This is a genomic window from Amycolatopsis tolypomycina (assembly GCF_900105945.1).
GTDB lineage: Bacteria > Actinomycetota > Actinomycetes > Mycobacteriales > Pseudonocardiaceae > Amycolatopsis > Amycolatopsis tolypomycina.
Genome location: NZ_FNSO01000004.1, coordinates 5,321,580 through 5,342,415, shown reverse-complemented (window position 1 = coordinate 5,342,415; position 20,836 = coordinate 5,321,580). Strand labels below are relative to the sequence as shown.

Here is a 20,836-nt window from a genome sequence, read left to right as displayed (position 1 = left end):
TCAGCTGGTGATGTCCTTCCGCGCGAACCTCCGCCCGGCGAAGAGGAAGAACACCGTCCCGTAGATCGCCGCCGAGAGCAGGCCGCTTGCCAGGTTGGTCCAGTCGACGTCCGTCGAGATCAGGTCCATCCAGGAGAACGCGTAGTGCGTCGGCAGGTAGTTGCGGAGCCCCTCCAGCGCCGTGATCTGGTCGAGGATCTGCGACACGATCGCCACCAGCACCGCGCCGCCGACCGCGCCGAGCGGGGCGTCGGTCACCACGCTCAGCGCGAGCGCCAGCCCGGCCACCCACGCCAGCTGCAGGATGATGTACACAGTGGACAGCGCGATGGCCAGCAGGCTGTCGCCGAAGGACACCGCGTCACCCGTCGGGCTGATCGCGTCACCCGCGCCGTACCAGAGCACCCCGACGCCGAGGGACACCAAGGGCAGCAGCACGAGCGCGAACGCCGACAGCAGCCCGGACACGATCGCCTTCTGCCGCAGCACCCGCTGCCGCGGCACCGGCACGGCCAGCAGGTACTTCAGGCTCGACCACGACGCCTCGCTGGCGATGGTGTCGCCGAAGAACAGCGCGACGATCATCGGCAGCAGGAACGTCCCCGACACGAACAGCGCCAGCACGACGAAGTTCGGCGCGGACGCCGTGGCCAGGTCGACGAACCCGCCGCTGCGCCGGTTCGGGTTCGACTGCCCGAGCTCGAACGCGATCACCAGGATGAACGGCAGCAGCGCGACGAACCCGAGCAGGAACTGCGTCCGCCGCCGCTTGAGCTGGCGCCGCAGCTCGACGCCGAGCCGCAGCGTCCGCCGGGCGCTGTAGCCCTCGACCGCGCCATCCGCCCCGACGCCGGCGTGTTCGGCCGACGCGACGTCGCTCAGCTCGTCGAGCGCGTGCGGATCGGTGTGCACACCCTCGCTCATGATTGATCTCCGACCAGTTGCAGGAACGCGTCTTCCAGCCGGCGCCTCGGCCCGGCCTGCTCCACCGCGACACCGGCGCGCACCAGCGCGGCCACGCCGTCGGCCCGCGGCAGCTCGCCGAGGTTGGCGTGCACGAGGTCGCCGTCGACGTCGACGTCGGTGACCCCGCTGAGCGCCTTGAGCGCCGCCGCGGCCACGGCCGGGTCGTCGACCCGGAACGTCGCTTCGCCGCCGGCGGCGGCCAGCTCGCCGACCTCGCCCGCGGCGACCAGCGAGCCGCGGTGCATGACCACGACGTGCGTGCAGGTCTGCTCGACCTCGGCCAGCAGGTGGCTCGACACCACCACGGTCCGGCCGGTCGCGGCGTACCGCTTCAGCACCTCGCGCATCTGGTGGATCTGGGGCGGGTCGAGCCCGTTGGTCGGTTCGTCGAGCACCATGAGCTCCGGCAGGCCGAGCATCGCCTGGGCGATCGCCAGCCGCTGCCGCATGCCCTGGCTGTAGGTCCGGACCCGCCGTTCGACCGCGTTGCCGAGCCCCGCGATCTCCAGCGCCTCCGCGAAGTGCGCCTTCTCGGCGGGCCGCCCGGTCGACGCCCAGTACAGCTCGAGGTTCTCCCGGCCGGACAGGTGCGGCAGGAAGCCGGAGCCTTCGACGAACGAGCCGATGCGCGAGAGCACCGGCGCGCCGGGGGTGATCTTGTGCCCGAACACGCGGATGCTGCCCGCGGTCGGCGTGATCAGGCCCATCAGCATCCGCAGCGTGGTCGTCTTGCCGGCGCCGTTCGGCCCGAGCAGGCCGAGCACCTGGCCCGGCTCGACGCGGAACGACAGCTCCTGCACCGCGACGAACCCGCCCGCGTACTGCTTGCGCAGCCCTTCGATGACCAGTGGCGTGGTGGCGAGCGCCGGGTCGACGTCGGTGGCGCGGCGGCGGCGCAGCGCCGCGAAGAACACCGCGGCGAGGCCGATCGCCAGCGTGACGGCGATGCCGACGAGCTGGCCGACCGGGGCCGGCGAGCCGACGGACTTGCCCGGCACGACCGGCACGGCCAGCCCGGTGCCCCCGGCGGCGAGCCCGATCCGGAACACCGCGGGCGCGGCCGGCGCGGCGTATCCCTGGTCGGTGGTGCCGACCACCAGCCGCAGCGAGTGCCCGCCCTCGATCGGGCGGACGATGCCGGGCAGCGTCACGGTGACGTCGACCGGGGTGCCGTCGGCGGGCAGCCCGCTCACCCGGAACGGGGCGATGGCGTTGGCCGGCAGCACGCGCGAACCGTCCTGCCCGACGTCGTAGAGCTTCGCGAACAGCACCGCGTCCGGCTGCGGGTGCGCCGGGTCCGCGGCGACCTGCAGCCGCACGGTCGACGCGCCGCTGACGACGACCTGGCTGTCGACCGGGGCCGTGCTGAACTGCGCGGCCTGGCCGGGCGGGTCGTTGCTGAACAGCGCGCCCAGCCGCGACGAGCTGCTCGCGACGCCGTTGAGGCCGGGGATCCCGCTCACCGCCGCCGGGTTCGCCCCGGCCGGGCGCACGACCGGCTGCGCGGGCCCGTTCAGCGCCAGCAGCCGCCGTTCGGTGGCCGGCCCGGTCAGCCCGGGGTAGGCGGCGGCGTTGACCGTGCGGACCGACGGGGTTCCGTTGGCGCGCAACGTGCCCTGGACGTCGTAGCTGAAGCCGGTGCCCGGGTCGCCGCCGTCCAGCGCCGTCCACAGGAAGTCGGCGATCTTGCCGCGCAGCTGCGGGCCGGGCTTGCCGCCGTCGTGGCCGCCGGTGTACCAGATCGTCCTGACCTTGCCGCCGGCCGCGGTGATCTGCCGGGCGTTCGCGTCGGACTGGTCGAGGCCGAACAGCGTGTCGCTCTCGCCCTGCACCAGCAGCGTCGGCACGGTGATCTTGCTCGTGACGGACGCGGGGGAGACGCGGCGCAGCAGGTCGACGCTCGCCTGGCTCGCCTGCCCGGTGGTGCCGAGTTCGGTGTAGGCGCGGCAGACCGCGGCGGTGAACCGGCCACAGGGGTCGGCGGGCCCGCCTCGCGGCCCGCCCGCACCCGGCGGCCCGGCGGGCAGGGCGGCTGCCGCGCCGGCGGCGGTGCCCGCGGCCCCGGTCGCCCCCGTGTCGGTCTCCTGCCCGGCTTCCGGCGCCTCGGCGGACGGCGAGCCGCTCGCCGCGGCACCCGAGCCTGCCGAGAAGAAGATGCCGGCCCAGCTCTTCTTGAAGACGCCGTCGGCCGCGAAGGCGCCGGCGGCCGGGGTGCCGGAGGTCGTGGTCGCGGGCGTCGCCGCGTTCGGGATCAGGCCCTGGGCCAGGTCGTTGTAGGTGATCACCGGCGCGATCGCGTCGACGCGCTTGTCCGTGCCGGCCAGCAGCAGCGACAGCGCGCCGCCGTAGGAGGCGCCGGTGACGGCGACCTTCGGGTCACCGTTGGCGTCGAGGGTCACCTGGCGCTGGGCGACGAGCCGGTCGATCAGGCGGCTCGCGTCGGCGACCTCGCCGTCCGGGTCGTTGAGCCCGATCTTGCCGGTGCTCTTGCCGAAGCCGCGCGCGGACCACGTCATCACGACGAAGCCCTTCCGCGCGAGCTCGCGGGCGTCGTCGGCGACGCTGTTCTTGTCCCCGCCGAAGCCGTGCGCGAGCAGCACCGCCGGTGCGGGCACGGTGGCCGGGAGGTAGGTGGTCGTGTCGATCTTGACCTGCTCGGCCGAGCCGGGCGCGGCCGGCATGTCGAGCAGGGCGTCCTGGGTGGGCACGGCGGGCGGGGCCGTGTCGCGCGTCGCCCAGAGGACGGTCGCGGCGGCGAGCACCGCCACGACGGCGCCGAGCGCCGTGAGCCGGGCTCGGCGGGTGCGCGGGAGCGGGAGTCGGGGCACGACGTGACCGTAGGTGAAGTTTCCTGAGAGTGTCCTCCGGAACTCACAGTGATCACACGTTCCGGACCGCCTGGTGGACCGAAGTGACCGGAATTACACGACCAACCTGGTGACGTAGGCGATCTCGGCTGGCGTTCCGGCGGGGGGAACCTGCACACTGGAGCGGCTGTGAGGGGAGTATTCCTTCGCGGCGGTGTCGTCAGCACGGTGGCCCTGCGCCCCCGGCACCGTCGGCCGGTGGTTCCACCGGCGGAAGAGACCTCCGGTTAGTTGCTGCTGCGCACTATCCGGAGGTTCTGGTTCCATGACTGTCCCCCTGTGGCTGTGGATCGCCACGATCGGTGGCCTGCTCGCGCTGATCGCGCTTGACCTGGTCATCGTCGATCGCAAGCCGCACGAAGTGACCACGGGGGAAGCGGCTCGCTGGGTCATCTTCTACGTCTCGTGCGCGATCGTCTTCGGCATCGGCGTGTGGGTCTTCGCCGGCCACGACCCGGGTGTCGAGTTCTTCACCGGGTACATCACCGAGTACTCGCTGAGCGTCGACAACCTGTTCATCTTCATGATCATCATGAGCTCGTTCAAGGTGCCCGCCATCCACCAGCACCGCGTGCTGCTGGTCGGCATCCTGCTCGCGCTCGCCATGCGGAGCGTCTTCATCGCCATCGGCGCCGCGCTGATCGCGCAGTTCGTCTGGGTGTTCTTCCTGTTCGGCGCGGTCCTGATCTGGACGGCGATCAGCATGCTCCGCGGCAAGGGCGAGGACGAGGAGTACCACGAGAACGCCGTCACCCGGCAGGTCCGCCGGTTCTTCCCGGTGACCGACGACTACCACGGCCACAAGTACACGGTGAAGCAGAACGGCAAGCGGATGATCACGCCGATGCTGCTGGTCATCGTGGCCATCGGCTCGGCCGACCTGCTGTTCGCGGTCGACTCGATCCCGGCGATCTTCGGCATCACGCAGGAGGCGTTCCTCGTCTTCACCGCCAACGCGTTCGCGCTGATGGGCCTGCGGCAGCTGTACTTCCTGCTCGGCGGCCTGGTGACGAAGCTGGTCTACCTCAGCTACGGCCTCGCGGTCATCCTCGCCTTCATCGGCGCGAAGCTGTTCCTGCACGCGCTGCACGAGTACCACGTCGTGCCGGACTGGCTGGACATCAACAACTGGGTGTCCCTCGGCGTGATCGTCGTCGTGCTCACCGTGACCACGGTGGCCAGCCTGGCCAAGGCGCGGCGCGAGGAGCGCAAGCAGGTCGCCGCGTAACTCGTTCGCACCGCTAAGGATTTCGGGTACGGTCGGGACGTGCGTCCTGCCGACATCGAACACCTCGTCGTCCCCGGCCGTCCCGCCCTGCGTGGGAACCTGCTGCTCACGGCGCTGAAGAGACCTGACCTGACGGCGAACGCCACGCACGGCGCGGTGCGGCGCGTGGCGCTCGACGGCGGCGGCGAGGCCGCGTGGACCCACGGTCCGCGCGACTCCGCCCCGGCGATCTCCCCGGACGGGCGCTGGGTGGCGTTCCTCCGCGCGGGGGAGGGCACCGGCGCGGACGGCAGCCCGCAGCTGCACGTCATGCCGGCCGACGGCGGCGAAGCCCGGCGCCTGACGTCGCTGCCCCTCGGGGCCGGCGAACCGGTGTGGGCGCCGGATTCGCGGCGGATCGCGTTCACCGCCCGCGTGCCCGAGGCCGGCCGCTACGGCACGCCGGACGCCGACGGCGAGACGCCGGAGCCGGCCGCCGAAGTGCCGCGCCGGATCACGCGCATGGACTACCGGCTCGACGACGTCGGCTTCGTGCGCGACCGCATGCAGCGGCTGTTCGTCACCGACACCACCGACACCGCCGAGCCGGCCGGCCTCGAGCCGCTGACCGGTGCCGAATTCGACGCGGCCCACCCGGTGTGGACGCCGGACGGCACGCGCGTGGTCTTCACCGCGCCGCCGGACTGGGGCGCGGCCGAGAGCGACTTCCGCGACGTCTGCGCGATCTCCGCCGAGGGCGGCGAGCCCGAGGTGCTCGTGCGCGCCGAGGGCTACTCGGAGCGGCCGGCGTTCGGCGCCGACGGCACCCTGTTCTACTTCGGGCAGTCCTTCGCGGAGCACCACGAAGCCACGCCCACCGGGCTGTACGCGGCCACGCCAGAGTTCGGCGCCGGCCCGGTGAAGGCCCGGCGGCTCACCGACGCCGAGACGGTGGACTGCGAAGCCGCGGCGGGCCCGCCGGTCCCGCGCGGGGACGACGTCCTGGTGGCCGTCCGCCACCGCGGTGCGGTGGAACTGCGCGCGGTCGCGGTCGACGCCGTCGAGGCGCCGCTGGCCGACCTCGCGGTGGTCTACGCGGACCAGGCCGCGGTCCGGTCGTTCACGCTGGACGGCTCGGTGCTGGCGGCGGTGGTCGCGACGCCGTCGACCGCGGGCGAGGTCGTGCTGCTCGGCGACGGCGCACCGCGGGTGCTGACGGACTACTCGCAGCCGTTGCGGGACAAGGGCATCCGGCCGATGATCGAGCTGGAGACCACCGCGCCGGACGGCTACCCGGTGCACGGCTGGCTGGTGCTGCCCGAGGGCGAGGGCCCGCACCCGGTGCTGCGCGTGGTGCACGGCGGCCCGTTCACCCAGCAGGAGTGGGCGCTGTTCGACGAGGCGCAGGTGTACGCGTCGGCGGGCTACGCGGTGGTGGTCGGCAACCCGCGCGGGTCGTCGGGCTACGGGCAGGCGCACGGCCACGCGATCACGCACGGCTTCGGCACGGTCGACGTCGACGACGTCCTGGCGCTGCTCGACAAGGCACTGGAGCGGCCGGACCTGGACGCCTCCCGCGTCGGCATCATGGGCGGGTCGTACGGCGGGTTCATGACGAGCTGGCTGGCGGCGCACCACGGCGAGCGCTTCAAGGCCGCGTGGAGCGAGCGCGCGGTCAACGCGTGGGACTCGATGGTCGGCAGCTCGGACATCGGCTACTTCTTCGTCGACGCCTACATCGGTTCTTCACCGGAGGTGCAGCGCGACCGGTCGCCGCTCCACCACGCCGAGAAGATCAAGATCCCGTTCGCGGTGGTGCACTCGGAGCAGGACTGGCGCTGTCCGCTGGAGCAGGCGCAGCGGATGTTCGTGGCCCTGCGCCGCGCGGGCGCACCGGCGGAGATGCTGCTGTTCCCGGGCGAGGGCCACGAGCTGAGCCGCTCGGGCCGGCCGCGGCACCGCGTCCAGCGCTTCGAGGCGGTCCTCGAGTGGTGGGCCCGGCACCTGTGACGCGCGGGCTGGTCTGCTTCGACGTCGACGGCACCCTCGTGCCGGGCACCAGCTCGTGCGCGTGGGTGGCCGCGGCGCTGGGGCACGAGGCCGAGCTCGTCGCGGCCGAGGAGGCGTACGTCGCGGGGACGATGACCAACCAGGAGGCGTCGATCATCGACGCGCGCGGCTGGGCGGGGCACACCGAGGCGGAGATCCTGGCCCGCCTGGCGACGTTGCCGCTGGTCGACGGCATCGCCGAGACCGTGACGTGGTGCCGTGAGCACGACCTGCGCCCGATCCTGACGACGCTCGCGTGGACGCCGGTGGGCCGCCTGCTCGCCGGCCGGTTCGGGTTCGCGGCCTACTGCGGGCCGGTGCCCGAAGCCGTCGGCGGGCGCTACACCGGCGGCGTCGCCGAGCACTTCGACGAGTACGGCAAGCGCGACTTCGCGCTGGCACAGGGGTTTGCGCCGGAGCGGTGCGCCGCGATCGGGGACAGCCGGTCCGACCTGCCGCTCTTCGCCGCCGTCGGGGTCAGCATCGCCTTCAACGCGACGCCGGCCGCCCGCGCCGTCGCGACCCACGCGGTCGACGGCCCGGACCTGCGGGCGGTCATTCCGGTGCTCGAGGCTCAGTTCAGCAGCGTGTAGTTGAGCTCTTCGCAGACCCGGCCGAGCGGGACGTCGAGGCCGGGGTGGTCCAGCGGCAGCAGCACGTCCGGCGCGATGGGCAGCGCGGCGCCCGCCGGCGGGTCCCACAGGCAGATCGCGGGGTCGCCGGAGTCCATCGACGAGCGGTACCAGAGGCCGTCGAGGTCGCTGAACGCCCCGCGGATCGCGCGGGCCCACGCCTGCGTGAGTTTCTTCGGCCCGCTGGAGATCTCCTGCGACGCGCCCACGCGGGTCGGCCAGAGGCCGGTCAGGTCGAGCAGGCGCAGGGTGCGCGTCGGGCGGACGACGACCAGCCGGGGACCGCGGGTGCGGCGGTCGACCGTCGAGCTGGTCTGGAAGACCTCGGCCACCGACGTGCGCACGGTGAGGCCGAAGTAGAGGACGCCGTTCGCGGGATCGGTGACCGGCGCGCCGCCCCGGCCGGGCGTCTGCTGGTCGAACCGGCCGTGCGGGAGCGGGCCGGTGTAGCGGAACGAGTTCCACTGCTGGGGGTGTCTGCCGTGCGCGGTGAAGATCCGCACGAGCCTGGTCGCGGGCTGGACCGTCACCACGTCGTCGGCGCGGTTCAGCTGCCGGACCAGGACGGATCGGGCGGGCGGCAGCGGAAGCCGGGCCATGGGTCGGGGATGGTCCGTCCTTGTCGGTGATCTTGCTCGGGAGGGTCCAGCCTAGAGCGGAGTGCCGAGCGTGGCGATGAGGCGGGCGACGTGGTCCGGGTCACCACCGGAGAGGAGCCATTGGCGCGGGGTCGCGGGCTGGTCGTTGATGACGAGATCGGCCTGCGGAGTGCTCATGAAGGCGGCGACGACGAGCGCGGGCTGGTCGTCGGGCAGGGCTTTGAGGACGACTTCGAGGCCGGGCAGCACCCCCGAGCCGGCGAACTGCCAGGCGGGGAGCCGCCACCCGCCGTCCTTCCAGCCGGTGAGCCGCCCTTCCTTGAGGCGATGCCGGATCCGGCTGTCGTCGACCCCGAGGGCCTTGGCCGCTTCGTTGACGCTGAGCGCGCCTTCGGCGAGCACGGCATGGGCGGCGACGGTGCGAGCCCTGAAGTCGGGTTCGCCTTCTTTGCGCGGCGACAGGTCCAGGCCGACGTCGGTGAGCGCGGCCCGCTGATCGGCGGAGAAGTAGTGCGAGGGATCCGGATTCGGTGGGGACAGTCTGCGTGCGGCGTCTTCGACGAGAGTGAGGAACTCATTCGCGTCGACCTTCAGGCCCGCCTTGGCGAGGATGTTCTCCAGCGCTACAGACATGTGCCTCAGGTTAACCCGAAACAGCGCGGATGTGCGGGTTCGTGCGCTTTCTTGCCCTGTCTGTGGGTGAATTCACCAGAGATCGACACTCAGGGCACATCATCCAACACGTTGAGTAGGCAACTTCCGGTCAGTTTCCCTGGAACGGGCGAGCTTGTCCAGCCCGCGCCCGGCTCGGGTGCTCGGCTTGACACTGCGGGGTGGGCAACCTAGGTTCCGGGATGAGTAAACGATTTCCGCTCCGTGCTCACGGGTCCCCGGCGTTCCGGCGCCGGTGCTGGGGGACACAGGGGGTGGGACGTGCCTGGGGGCCCGGCACGAGCCGGCCCCTGGGCACGTCGCTCGCCGTCTCGGTGTCAGCGGGTTCGAACGTCATGAAAGGGTCGTTCACGACGTCCGACGTCATGAAAGAGTCGTTCATGACACCGGCGACAGGCCCTCTGGGTGTCAGCGGCGGGAGCTCTTCCGCACGATCAACCGGGCTTCGAGCGTCGTCGTGGTCGTGTCGCGGCTGCTGTCCGTGATGCGGGCCAGCAAGAGCTGCGCCGCCACCCGGCCGACCTCGTACGCCGGCTGGGCGACCACCGTCAGGGGCGGGTCGATCAACGTCGTCCACGGTGCGTCGTCGAACGAAACGATGCCCACGTCGCGGCCGGGGCGCAGGCCGCGGGCGGACAGGGCCTCCAGCACCCCGATCGCCATCGTGCTGTTCGCGACGAGCAGCGCGTCCGGCGGCGACGGCTCGTCGAGCAGCTCCAACGCGGCCAGCCGGGCGCCCTCGGCGCGGTACTCCGACCGCCGGAACAGGACGTTGTCCTCGCCGACGACGTCGGCGTAGCCCGCCAGGCGGTCTTCGGCCGTGCGGACCTTTTCGGGGCCGGTGAGGCAGCCGACGCGCCGGTAGCCGCCGTCGAGCAGGTGCCGCGTCGCTTCGGCGGCCGCGTGCCGCGTGTCGACCAGCACCTGGTCGCCTTCCGCCGCCTGCAGTGGCCGGTCGACCGCCACCAGCGGCGTGCCCTGGCGGCGCAGGCCCTCGACGTTCGTCGACCGGCCGGTGGGCGACAGCACCACGCCGGCGACCCGCTCCTGCAGCGCGACCTCGATGTAGCGCCGCTCCTTGTCCTCGTTTTCGTCGGAGTTGCAGAGCACCACCGAGTACCCGGACCGCTGCGCGAGGTCCTCGACGCCCCGCGCGATGGCCGTGAAGAACGGGTTTTCGACGTCGGAGATGATCAGCGCGAGGACGGCGGTTTCCTGACGGCGGAGGTTCCGCGCCAACCCGTTCGGGTGGTACCCCAGCTCGGCGGCGGCCTCCTGCACCCGAGCGGCCAGCGCCGGGTCCACAGTGGACTTGCCGTTGAGCGCGCGCGACACGGTCGCCGTGGAGACCCCGGCTCTCGCCGCGACGTCGCTGATGGTGGCCACACGCCCTCCCTGATCACTCGTCGAGGGGAGGATAGCGCTCCTGGTAGTGGTTTACCGTCCGCTTACCTTTTTGGGTGAACAGCCACTTCCGGTTGTCCGCAGGGGTTACGCCGAACGGAGTCGATCACCCAGCGCAACGTCCACAGTGGAGGATCACCGGAAGTAGGCCCGCGGCGTGAGCCCGGTCAGCGCCCGGCACTCCCGGCTAAGGTGAGCTTGATCGGAATACCCCGCGGCAACGGCCAGCGCGGCAAGGTTCGGCGCCCGGGAAGAGAGGGCGACGGCCCGCTGGAACCGGCTGACCCGAAGGTAGGTTGCCGGCCCGTACCCGACGGCTTGGACGAACCGCCGCCGCAACCGCCGCTCACCCACCGCGGCCCGCAAGGGTGGGTCTTCGGCCCGGGCCGCGAAGAGGTCTGCCGGGCTGGTTCCGAGGGACGCGGCTTCGATGGAGGTGGCTCGGCCGGATGGGGCGCCGCCCGACGTGGCTCCGCCGAATCCAGCCCCACCGGCCCCAGCTTCGCCGACCCCGGCCCGAATCAACCCCGCCGCCGCATTGCCGACCCGCGCCACCCCCTCATCCAGCCGTGCGATCAGCTCCGCCACCGCCGCATCCGCCGCGTCCGGCGGTGCCGCCTCCGCCAGCCGCTCCGCCAGCGCCCCCGCCAGCGACCCCTCCGCCAACCGCTCCGCCCAGCACCTGCCCCACAGTTCCTCCAGCGGCACCCGCCGATCCCGCACCTCGTCCGCCGCCACGCCCAGGACCGTGGCCGCGAGACCCGGGACGAGCCGCACGCCGCTCAGCACCTCGCCCGGCCTGGTCACCGACGACCACGCCGCCGTGTCCGGCCCGGCCACGAACACCGCACCACCACCGCGGACCAGGTCCACGCAGCCGTCGGGGACGATCCGCTTCGGGCCCTCCGAAGCCGATCGCCACACGCACCGCGCCACGCCGCGCAGCCGCCGGGGTGGTGCCTTCTCCTCGTACACACCCCGATCATCCCCCGGCCCACCGACAAAAACGGGCCGATCCGCGGCCACCCGTCCGGGTGAATGTCGAACTTCCTGCGCAGAGCTGCTAACACGCAGTCAGGTCACGGCGAGATATACATCGACGCACTCGACGGAAGTGCGCGCGACGAGAGAAGACCTCTCCATGAGCGTTCCCACCGCGACGCGCGACTGCGCCGGGCGGGCTCGGTCGGCCGGCAGTTTCGTCGTCGTCCTCGGGGTGCTCGCCGCGGCCTTCGCGGTGACCTCCTACGTCGTGCCCCGGTCCGCGCGCGGCCCCGTCAAGGACGCGCCCGCCGCCGCTCCCGTCGCCCCCGTCGCTGTCCGCAGCGTGAGCCACAGCGTCGTCTACGAACTGCTCGGCGCGCACGGTGCCCGCAACGTCACCTACGCCGCCGCGGGCTCGGCGCTGACCCAGCAGGCCGAGGTCGCGACGCCGTGGTCCGCGCAGTTCACCCGGGTCGGCCCCGAGGGCCGCACCGAGTTCTACAGCATCGCCGCCCGCAACCCCGGTCCTGGCGCGCTCCGCTGCCGGATCGTCGTCGACGGCGTCGTCGTGGCCGAGAAGACCGAAAGCGAGCCGGGGCGCCTCTTCAGCTGCGCCGTCTGAGCGGCAGGATCGGCGTGTGAACGCCGCGATCACCTTCGGGCCCGCCCTGGTGGGCGTCCTCGTCCTGCTCGCCGTCGCCGGCGCGGCCGTCGTCAGGGCCGGCGGCCTCGGTGACGGCCGCGCGGTACTGGTCGCCGCCGTCCGCGCGGTCGCCCAGCTCGCCGTCGTGTCGCTGGTGATCACCGCCGTCCTGCGCTCGGCGCCGCTCACGGGCCTCTTCGTGCTGCTGATGTTCGCAATCGCCGCGGTGACGTCGGCGCGGCGCGTCGGCACCCGCAAGAACCTCCCGTGGACGGCGCTGGCCATCGCCGCCGGGGTCGCGCCCGTGCTCGCCCTCGTCCTCGGCGCCCGGGTCGTCCCGCCGGAGCCGATCGCGGTCGTGCCGATCGCCGGCATCGTGATCGGCGGCGCCATGACCGCGACGTCGCAGGCCGCGCGCCGCGCCCTCGACGAGCTGAAGTCCCGGTACGGCGAGTACGAAGCCGCGCTCGCCCTCGGTTTCCTGCCGCGGCCGGCCGCCCTCGAGATCTGCCGCCCGAGCGCCGGGCACGCGCTGATCCCGGCGCTCGACCAGACCCGCACGGTCGGCCTGGTGACGCTCCCGGGCGCGTACGTCGGCGTCCTGCTGGGCGGCGCGGGCCCGATCCAGGCCGGGCTGACGCAGGTGCTCGTGCTGATCGGGCTGCTGGCCGCGGAAGCCGTCTCGATCCTGGTGACCGTGCAGCTCGTCGCGGCCGGGAAGCTCAGCCGAGCGGATTAGCCAGGTGGGCGGTGTCGTTGTAGCGCCGCACGATCCAGTTGTCGCCGTGCAGCACGAGGTGCGAGATCGACCCGTTGTCGGCGCCGAGGAACGCGAACCGCTCGACCGCGCGGCTGGCCTGGGCGAACACCTCGCCGATCACGCCGCCGTGGGTGAACACCGCGACCCGCTGGTCGGGGTGCGCCGCCGCGATCCGCGTCAGCGCGCCGCGCAGCCGGGCCCCGAACCGCTCGTCGGACTCCGCGCCCGGGATGACGTCCCAGCGCTGCTCGGCCCACAGCCGGTCGACGATCGGGTGGCCGTCGGTCGTGTACTTCCGGAACAGGCCGTTTTCCCACTCGCCGAGGTGGATCTCGCGCAGGTCGGGCTCGACGACCGGGGTCAGCCCGAGCTTCTCCGCCAGTGGTGCCGCCGTCTGGACCGTGCGGCGCAGCGTCGTCACGTAGATCGCGTCGATCCGCTCCCCGGCGAGCCGGACGCCGACGCGCTGGGCGTGGTCGCGGCCCTCCGGCGCGAGGTCCGGGTCGGCCTGGCCGTCGACGAGGTCGAAGGGCGCGTCGCCGCGGGCGGGAGCGGACTCGCCGTGCCGGACCAGGAAGATCTCCGTCGCACCCGGGGGCGGGCTGAAGCGGTATTGGCGGTACTCGATCTCCTGCTCGGGCGTGCTCATGGCTTCGACATTAGCCGAGTTGCTTGTCCACGAAACACCATCGCCACGTCTCGCCCGGCTCGTAGCTGCGCATGACCGGATGGCGGGATTCGTGGAAGTGCTGCGTCGCGTGGCGCCGCGGCGAGGAGTCGCAGCAGGCGACGTTGCCGCACTTCAGGCACATCCGCAGGTGCACCCACGTGGTGCCCTCGGCGAGGCAGGCGGCGCAGCTGTCGGCCGAGCTGGGTTCCTTGTCCACCCACTCGTGGGACAGGTGCTTGCACGACCCGGCCGTCGCGGCCGGGGTGCGCAGTTCGCGGCCCTCGACGTCGGGCTCGGCCTCGTCGCGGTCGAGCATGGACTCCTCGATGTCGAGGCGTTCCAGGACCCGGCGCAGGACGTCGTCGTCGGCGCTGCCGCTGTCGCGGGCCTTGAGGAACTGGTCGCGCTCGACCTCGAGGAGCGCCAGCCGCAGCCGGCGGTAGGCGTCGCTCGGGGTCTCGGCCAGCGCGCTCTGCCTGCCGAGCTGCTCCCACGCCGAGTCGGCGCGGTGCTGCAGGCGGTCGCGCAGGCGCTGGATGATCTCGGGCGGGTCGTCGGGCTGCCGGATCTCCTCCAGCTTGGCCAGCGCGGCGCGGGTCATGTCGTGCAGGACGGCCGCCTCCTGCAGCGCGTCCTCCGCCGGGTCCGGCCGCGGCAGGCGCAGCCGCCGGATCAGCGGCGGCAGCGTCATGCCCTGCACGGCCAGGGTGCCGGCCACGACGACGAACGCGGCGAGCACCAGCACCGCCCGCTGCGGGGTGTCGGCGGGCAGCACGAACGCGGCCGCGAGCGTCACCACCCCGCGCATGCCGGCCCAGGAGATCACCGCCGAGTAGCGCCACGGCCAGATCTTGGCCTTGACCTTGCCGGGCAGGAGGCGCCGTTTCACGCGCTTCACGGTGCCGATCCCGCCCATCCACAGGATCCGGGTGAGGATGGTCGCGGCGAGCACGGCGACGCAGATCCAGGTCAGCGTCAGCAGCGACAGCCCGCTCTCGCCGACCTCGGCGAGGATCCGCCGCAGCTGCAGGCCGATCAGCAGGAAGACCATGTTCTCCAGCAGGAACTGGATGGTCTGCCAGTTGAGCCGGGACGCCAGCCGGGTGGAGCCGGACAGGATCTGCGGCGCCTTGTGCCCCAGGATGAGCCCGGCGATGACGACCGCGAGCACGCCGGAGCCGTGGATCGCCTCGGCCGGGATGTAGGCGATGAAGGGCACGGCGAACGACAGCGCGGTGTCGAGCACCGGCTCGGTCATCCGGGCGCGGACGAACGCGGCCGCGAACCCGACGACCAGCCCGACGACGGCCCCGCCGATGGCCGCGCGGAAGAAGTCGGCGCCGACCTGCCACAGGCTGACCGACCCGGCCAGCGCGGCGATGGCCGTGCGGAGGGCGACCAGCGCGGCGGCGTCGTTGAAGAGGCTCTCGCCCTCCAGCAGCCGGATCAGCTTCCGCGGCATCCCGACCCGCCGGGCGACGACGCTGGCGGCGACCGCGTCCGGCGGCGCGACGACCGCGCCGAGCGCGATGCCGCCGGCCAGCGGCAGCCCGGGGATCACCGCCCAGGCGACCACGCCGACGCCGAGCGCGGTGAAGACCACGAGCCCGACCGACATCAGCCCGATCGCGCCCCGGTTCTTCCGGAAGTCGACGAGCGACGTCTGGATGGCCGCGGAGTACAGCAGCGGGGGCAGCAGGCCGAGCAGCACGACCTCGGGATCGAGCTGGTACTCGGGCACACCGGGGACGTAGGACGCGGCGACGCCGACGACGATCAGGCACAGCGGGGCGGACCAGTCCAGCCGCCGCGCGAGCGCGCTGACGACGAGGACGGTCACGACCAGCGCCACTATCTCTGCCGCTATGTGCACGGGGTAATCATTACCCGCCGCCTGGCGCGGGTGTCACCTGGCCAGCTCGGACAGCACTTCGGCGACCAGCTGGGTGTCCATGTACTCGGTGATCTCGCGGATCCGGCCCTCTTCGACGCGGAAGACGAAGCAGTACTTGTTGTCGTAGCGCTGCCCGGTCTTCGTGGCGACGCTGCCCTGCGTCTCGACCACGACGACGTCGTCCTCGGCGACGAACCGGCTCGCCGTGCTGGTGTAGGTGCCGTCGAACTGCGCGCCGAGCGGCCCGAGCAGGTCGCGGCGGACCGAGTCCTTGCCGCGGAAGCTGCCGGACCAGCTGTTGTGCCCGCTGACCGTCCAGGTCACGTCGTCGGCCATGGCGGCGAGCAGCGGCCGGATGTCGCCGGTCGCCCAGGCGGCGAAGGCCGTTTCGAGGAGCTGCTTGTTGTCCGCTGCGCTCATGGGTCGTAGCCAACACCCTGGAGCGCGCTCCAGGGCAAGTTCGTAGGCTGGCGGCGTGACGACGGTGGAGATCACGGCCGGCGCCCTGCGCGGGTCCGAAGCGAACGGGGTCCGGACCTTCCTCGGCGTGCCCTACGCCGCGCCCCCGGTGGGCGAGCTGCGCTTCCGCGCCCCGCATCCGGTGTCGCCGTGGCCGGGCGTTCGCGACGCGACGAAGTGGGCGCCCCGCGCGCCGCAGCCCGAGCTGACCGGGCGTGGCTTCACCGGTGACGAAGACTGTCTCGCCCTCAACGTCTACGCGCCCGCGCAACCCGGCTCGTACCCCGTGCTGGTGTGGATCCACGGTGGCGGCGGTGTGCTCGGCGCGCCGCACCAGTTCGACGCGTCCGCGTACGCGCGGCGGGGCGTGGTCGTCGTGACCATCGCCTACCGGCTCGGCGTGCTCGGGATGCTGCACCTGCCCGGCGTCGCCGACTCGAACCTGTCCCTGCGCGACCAGGTCGCCGCCCTCGAGTGGGTGCGGGACAACGTCGGTGCCTTCGGCGGTGATCCCGGCCGCGTCACGCTGGCCGGGCAGTCCAACGGCGGGCGCACCGTCGGGACGCTGCTGGCCGTGCCCGCCACCCGCGGGCTCGTCCACCGGGCGATCGTGCAGAGCGGCACCGGCGTCGGCTCGGTCGTGCACACCCCGGCCGAAGGCGCGGCCGTGGCCGAAGCGGTCCTCGCCGAACTGGACGCGTCGCCGGGCGAGCTGGCGACGCTGCCCGTGACGCGGATCCTCGAGGCGCAGCAACGGGTTTCGGCGCTCTCGGGCACCAAGGTCACCTACCGCGTGGTGGTCGGCGACGAGCTGCTCCCGCACCGGCCGCTCGACGGCGTGCGCGAGGTCCCGCTGCTCATCGGGACGACGGCCGACGAGGAGGACCTGTTCAGCTGGCTGCAGTCGGGTGGCGCGAAGCTGCTGGGCGTCGGCTCGACGATGCTGTCCCCCGAGCAGGTCGAGAAGGCCGTCGCCGCGTATAACGACGTACTCGGCTGGCCCGAAGACCAGGGCCGCAACCGCGCGCTGACGGCGGCGGACTGGTGGATCCCGGCGATCCGGTTCGCCGAAAAACAGCCGAACGCCTGGATGTACCGCCTCGACTGGCGGATCGCCCCGCGCGGCAAGGGGCTCGGCGCCGCGCACGGGCTCGACCTGCCGTTGATGTTCGACGACATCCGCAACCGCAACTGGCGGTTCCTGTTCGCCGGCCGCCCGTTCCCGGCCGAGCGGATGCAGGCGGTGGCGACGGAGATGTTCGAGGCGTGGGTCCGGTTCACCACGACGGGCGACCCCGGGTGGCCGCGCTACACGAGCGCCGACCGCGTCACGCACCTGTTCGACGACGTCTCCACGACGGTTTCCGACCCCGACCGGGAGCAGCGCCTGCTGTGGGAGTGACCGAGGGGGCGCCACTTTCACGTGAAAGTGGCGCCCCCTCGGTCGGGAGCTAGACGGTGATCTTGTCGACGTTCGGGCCGCCGTTGGCGGTCGTCGCGGTCGCCTTGATCTTGTTCGTCCCGGCGGTCAGCGTCACCGGCACCGTGACCGTCTGCCACGTGTCCCAGTTGCCCGTGCCGCCGAACGCCACCCCGGATGCCACCTTCGTGCCGTTCACCGAGATGTCCATCGGGCGGTTCGTCGTCGTGCCGTTCGCGAACCGCAGGACCACGTTCGCCGGGCCCGCCGCGGCCGCGTTCACCGTGAACTCCACCGCGCTGCCGGTCGCGTTGTCGTAGTTGACGAACCCGCTTCCGGTGTAGCCGAGGTGGTTCGACTCCGCGACGCCGTTGGTGATCGCCGCGTCCTCGGCCTGGTGGTCGGCCGGGGTGCCCGGGTCGACCGAGCCGTCCGCCGGGATCGTCTTCGTCCCGGTGTTCCAGCCCGCGACCCGCACCGAAGGCTTGGCGCCCTTCAGATCCGCCGTCCGGTACGTCGCCGTCAGCGTCGTGGACTCGCCGGGCCAGAGGGTGACCTGGTTGTCGGTCCACCGGACCGGCAGCACCGGCGCGCCCGCCGCGCCGACCACGTGCGCGTCGACGAAGAACGCCGGCACCTTGCCGGACGCCGGGTTCGACAGCGTCACCTTGGTCGTCGTGGTGCCGTCGCCGTTCGCCGTCGAGGTCGCCGAAGACCCGAGCGTCACCGGAGCCAGCGAGTTCAGCCCCGAAAGGTCCGCGTACGACGTCGTCGGCGTGTAGTACCAGTCGCTGTTGGCCCAGTCCAGGGTGTCGGCCTTGGTGGACAGCCAGTACACGTTCCGGCTGACCTCCTTGCCCGCCGCATCGCTGAGCACCAGCTTCGCCAGGTACGTCGTCGACAGCCCGCTCACCGAGCCGATGGTCAGCGCCGTCGTCTTCGCGCCGTCACCGCCCACCGAAACGGTCTTGGACTGGTCGAACTTCGCGGTGCCGTCCAGGTTGAACAGCTGCACGCGGGCGGTGAGGCCCGACGCCGCGTCGTGGTTGTGGTTGACCACCACGACCGACTTCGTGTCGTACGAGTACTGGATGTGCAGCGGCTCGTTCGCCTTCTTGGCCCCGAAGTACGAGCCGTTCTGGTCGAGGTAGGCGTCGAACAGCTGCCAGTGCAGCGACGTCCAGCCGCTGTTGAGCATCCAGTAGATGATCCCGGTCGCCGGGTTCGAGCCGTCGCTGAAGTTGCGCGAGTGCGACTCGAACTCGGCGCGGACGTTCTCGTACTGCGCCAGCTGCGCTTTCCGGACGAAGTCGTCGAGGCTCGACGGCTTGCCGTAGCGGCCGGTCAGCGCGTCGCCGAACAGCTTCAGGTTGCCGAACGTCGACGACGAGGACCGGTGGTACTGCGGGGCCGCCGGGTTCTTCCACATCGTGTCCAGCTCGCCCGCCGACATCATCCGCTTGAGCGTATCCATCGTCGGGATGTCCGGCCCGGCGCTGGTTTCGGAGTTGAAGCTCCACGCGCCGCCGCCGTCGGAGTGCGCCTTGTCGTACCAGTACACCGGCGGGATCCAGTCGTACGGCCCGTTCATCTTCATCCCGGACGACCCCAGCTGCGGCGACGACTTCGCCGACGCGGCCGGCACCACCGGCGTCGGCCAGTCCGCGGCGCTCAGCGCGTCGAGGTAGTTCTTCTCGATCGTCGCGTCCGGGGCGAAGTCGCTGCCGATGAGGAACGAGATGACGCTCGGGTGGTCGCGCAGCCGCTCGGCCTCGGCCGTCATCGACGCCTTGGCGATGGGGTAGTCGGCGGCGGTCCAGGGGTCGCCCTTCTCGCTGCCGTTGACCTGGCCCTCCCACTTGTCGCAGCACTCCCAGCCGGGCAGCGTCAGCACGCCCATCCGGTCGGCGAGGTCGAAGAACTCGTCCGGCTCGATGTGGCCTTCCAGGCGCACGGTGTTGAGCCCGAGGTCCTTGACGTAGGCGAGCTTGTCCGCCGCGTACTGCTCGTTCCAGCGCAGGAACAGGTCCGGCGAGTAGCCGCCGCCCTTGATCAGCAGCGGCCGCCCGTTGATCGTGTACGCCCGGCCGCCGCTCGCGTTCTTGTTCGCCGTCACCTGGCGGATGCCGAAGGTCGAGTGCGAGGAGTCCGACACCGTCCCGCCGACGCTCGCGGTCAGGTCGAGGGCGTGCAGCGGCTGCCCGCCCATCCCGGCCGGCCACCACAGCTGCGGGTTGTCGATCCCGATCACTCCGAAGGTGACGGTCTTCTTCTCCTTCGCCGCCAGCGAAACCGTCTGGCTGATCGCGCGCCCGGCGACCGTGCCCGCCACCGTCGCCGTCACCGCGGCGGCGCTGTCGTTGCGGACGTCGGCCTTCACCGTCAGGTCGGCGTGGCCGGTCCCGGTCAGCTTCGTGACGACGTGGCCGCCGCGCAGTGCCACCGGGCCGCTGCGCCGGACGAGGACGTCCCGCACGATGCCCATGTTCTGGTCCGGCGGGGTCTGCGCCCAGTCGATCCAGCCCATCGACAGGTCCTTGTTCGGGTCGTTCGGGTAGACCTTGAACGCGACGCTGTTCGTGCCGGCCTTCACCAGCGCGGTGATGTCGAGGTCGTGGCGGGTGTAGGCGCCGTTGACCTGCGTCTTGTCGGCGACGCGCGTGCCGTTGACCCAGACGTCGGCCTTGGACAGCACGCCGCTGAAGTCGAGGTAGGTGCGCTGGGACGTGTCGGCGACGGTGAGGTCGGTGCGGTACCACCAGGGGACCTGGAAGTCCGCGACCGGCACGTTCTTCATGTTCGTCGAGTAGAACGGGTCGGCGTACTTGCCGTTGGCCAGCAGGCCGGCGTAGACGGTCGAGCGCGGGCCGACCGGGTACCAGCCGGCGGTGTTGAAGCCGGGTTTGGAGACCGCGGAGTCGTCGCTGACCTGCGCCGACGTCTGGATCAGGAAGCCGGGCACGGCGGTCGCCGCGGCCGCGGCCACCACGCTCGCCGGTTCCTGTCCGGTCGCGGCCGGGACGGTCGCCCCGGTCGCCGCGACGGCCAGCGCGGCCGCCGCGAGGAGGGTCCGGGTTCTTCTCTGCCGATAGCTCACTAGCGCGCCTCCTAGGCACCCACGGCGGCGGGGGACAGGCCTATCGTTAGGGAACTTTCCTAACAATTGCGGACGATCGTAGCGGCCCGGTCACGCCGGGAACAGGGTGATTCGTCAGGCGCGGGCGGCCTGCCAGGCCGCGGCGGCCCGCAGGGCCAGCAGGAGTGGCAGGGAACCGTCCTCCCAAAGCCGGTGCGGCAGTGCCTCGCTGAGCGGGACACCGCCGGCCAGCGCGGCGCCGATCGCGGGGAGGTCGACGTCGAAGAGCGTCAGGCCCGCGCTGTAGAGCCGTTCGCCGCTGACCGGGCGGCGCCGGGCGACCTCGGCGCTGTCGACCGCCAGCTCGGTCAGCCCGAAGAACTCGGGCTTGGCGCCGCGTTCCATCCAGCGCGCGAAGCCGACCACCTTCGTCCTGCGGACGTCCGCGGGGGTGAGGCCGCTCTCCTCGCACAGTTCGCGGTCCATCCCGGCGCGGACCGCGGTGTGCAGGAACCGGCGGGTGCCACCGTCCGG

17 protein-coding genes are annotated in these 20,836 nt (G+C 72.2%); 6 read left to right on the top strand and 11 right to left on the bottom strand.

Going from position 1 to position 20,836, the window contains the following annotated elements:
- Nucleotides 1-924, bottom strand: a complete 924-nt coding sequence (locus BLW76_RS33955; RefSeq protein WP_167384821.1) for an ABC transporter permease — start codon at nt 922-924, stop codon at nt 1-3.
- Complete coding sequence (locus tag BLW76_RS33950) at nt 921-3,794, bottom strand: alpha/beta fold hydrolase (protein ID WP_091315228.1); 2,874 nt, start codon at nt 3,792-3,794, stop codon at nt 921-923. The genes BLW76_RS33955 and BLW76_RS33950 overlap by 4 nt, the downstream gene beginning before the upstream one ends.
- 304 nt (nt 3,795-4,098) lie before the next feature.
- Here BLW76_RS33950 and BLW76_RS33945 point away from each other — a divergent pair, with 304 nt between their 5' ends.
- The 3 genes from BLW76_RS33945 to BLW76_RS33935 are packed head-to-tail and all read left to right on the top strand — an operon-like array spanning nt 4,099 to nt 7,682.
- Nucleotides 4,099-5,061 (top strand): TerC family protein, encoded by a 963-nt coding sequence (locus BLW76_RS33945; protein WP_091315225.1) that lies wholly within the window; start codon nt 4,099-4,101, stop codon nt 5,059-5,061.
- Between the two features lie 39 nt (nt 5,062-5,100).
- The gene (locus tag BLW76_RS33940; protein ID WP_091315222.1) at nt 5,101-7,050 is read left to right on the top strand and encodes a S9 family peptidase; all 1,950 of its coding nucleotides are present in this window, start codon (nt 5,101-5,103) and stop codon (nt 7,048-7,050) included.
- The gene (locus BLW76_RS33935; RefSeq protein WP_091315218.1) at nt 7,047-7,682 is read left to right on the top strand and encodes an HAD family hydrolase; all 636 of its coding nucleotides are present in this window, start codon (nt 7,047-7,049) and stop codon (nt 7,680-7,682) included. Before BLW76_RS33940 ends, BLW76_RS33935 begins: the two co-directional genes overlap by 4 nt.
- Here BLW76_RS33935 and BLW76_RS33930 read toward each other — a convergent pair.
- The 4 genes from BLW76_RS33930 to BLW76_RS33915 form a co-directional block, all read right to left on the bottom strand.
- Nucleotides 7,664-8,320, bottom strand: coding sequence for an RES family NAD+ phosphorylase (locus BLW76_RS33930; RefSeq protein WP_091315215.1), 657 nt, complete (start codon nt 8,318-8,320; stop codon nt 7,664-7,666). The two genes, BLW76_RS33935 and BLW76_RS33930, sit on opposite strands and share 19 nt — an antisense overlap.
- Nucleotides 8,321-8,371: 51 nt before the next feature.
- Complete coding sequence (locus tag BLW76_RS33925; RefSeq protein WP_091315212.1) at nt 8,372-8,953, bottom strand: MerR family transcriptional regulator; 582 nt, start codon at nt 8,951-8,953, stop codon at nt 8,372-8,374.
- A gap of 447 nt (nt 8,954-9,400) precedes the next feature.
- A complete protein-coding gene (locus tag BLW76_RS33920; RefSeq protein WP_091315210.1) occupies nt 9,401-10,378 on the bottom strand; it encodes a LacI family DNA-binding transcriptional regulator in 978 nt (325 codons plus the stop codon).
- A 153-nt stretch (nt 10,379-10,531) separates the two neighbouring features.
- Nucleotides 10,532-11,371, bottom strand: coding sequence for a helix-turn-helix domain-containing protein (locus tag BLW76_RS33915; RefSeq protein WP_244170446.1), 840 nt, complete (start codon nt 11,369-11,371; stop codon nt 10,532-10,534).
- Between the two features lie 166 nt (nt 11,372-11,537).
- Here BLW76_RS33915 and BLW76_RS33910 point away from each other — a divergent pair, with 166 nt between their 5' ends.
- Both BLW76_RS33910 and BLW76_RS33905 read left to right on the top strand, forming a co-directional pair.
- Nucleotides 11,538-12,002 carry an MmpS family transport accessory protein gene (locus tag BLW76_RS33910; RefSeq protein ID WP_091315207.1) on the top strand — a complete coding sequence of 155 codons (465 nt, stop codon included), beginning with the start codon at nt 11,538-11,540 and terminating at the stop codon, nt 12,000-12,002.
- A gap of 16 nt (nt 12,003-12,018) precedes the next feature.
- Nucleotides 12,019-12,762: an ABC transporter permease gene (locus BLW76_RS33905; protein WP_091315205.1), complete on the top strand. Its 744-nt coding sequence runs from the start codon at nt 12,019-12,021 to the stop codon at nt 12,760-12,762.
- Here the strand turns inward: BLW76_RS33905 and BLW76_RS33900 are convergent.
- The 3 genes from BLW76_RS33900 to BLW76_RS33890 are packed head-to-tail and all read right to left on the bottom strand — an operon-like array spanning nt 12,746 to nt 15,767.
- Complete coding sequence (locus BLW76_RS33900) at nt 12,746-13,432, bottom strand: histidine phosphatase family protein (RefSeq protein WP_091315202.1); 687 nt, start codon at nt 13,430-13,432, stop codon at nt 12,746-12,748. The two genes, BLW76_RS33905 and BLW76_RS33900, sit on opposite strands and share 17 nt — an antisense overlap.
- A 10-nt stretch (nt 13,433-13,442) precedes the next feature.
- Entirely contained in the window at nt 13,443-15,326 is a 1,884-nt protein-coding gene (locus BLW76_RS33895) for a Na+/H+ antiporter (RefSeq protein ID WP_244170445.1), read from the bottom strand.
- Between the two features lie 33 nt (nt 15,327-15,359).
- Nucleotides 15,360-15,767, bottom strand: a complete 408-nt coding sequence (locus BLW76_RS33890; protein WP_091315197.1) for a nuclear transport factor 2 family protein — start codon at nt 15,765-15,767, stop codon at nt 15,360-15,362.
- A 55-nt stretch (nt 15,768-15,822) separates the two neighbouring features.
- Here BLW76_RS33890 and BLW76_RS33885 point away from each other — a divergent pair, with 55 nt between their 5' ends.
- A complete protein-coding gene (locus BLW76_RS33885) occupies nt 15,823-17,208 on the top strand; it encodes a carboxylesterase/lipase family protein (RefSeq protein WP_091315195.1) in 1,386 nt (461 codons plus the stop codon).
- Nucleotides 17,209-17,257: 49 nt separating this feature from the next.
- Here the strand turns inward: BLW76_RS33885 and BLW76_RS33880 are convergent, their stop codons facing one another.
- Both BLW76_RS33880 and BLW76_RS50095 read right to left on the bottom strand, forming a co-directional pair.
- On the bottom strand, nt 17,258-20,323 hold the full coding sequence (locus BLW76_RS33880; protein WP_208613447.1) for a glycosyl hydrolase 2 galactose-binding domain-containing protein: 3,066 nt from the start codon (nt 20,321-20,323) through the stop codon (nt 17,258-17,260).
- Nucleotides 20,324-20,437: 114 nt separating this feature from the next.
- The gene (locus BLW76_RS50095) at nt 20,438-20,788 is read right to left on the bottom strand and encodes a hypothetical protein (RefSeq protein WP_244170444.1); all 351 of its coding nucleotides are present in this window, start codon (nt 20,786-20,788) and stop codon (nt 20,438-20,440) included.
- Nucleotides 20,789-20,836: the final 48 nt, after the last annotated feature.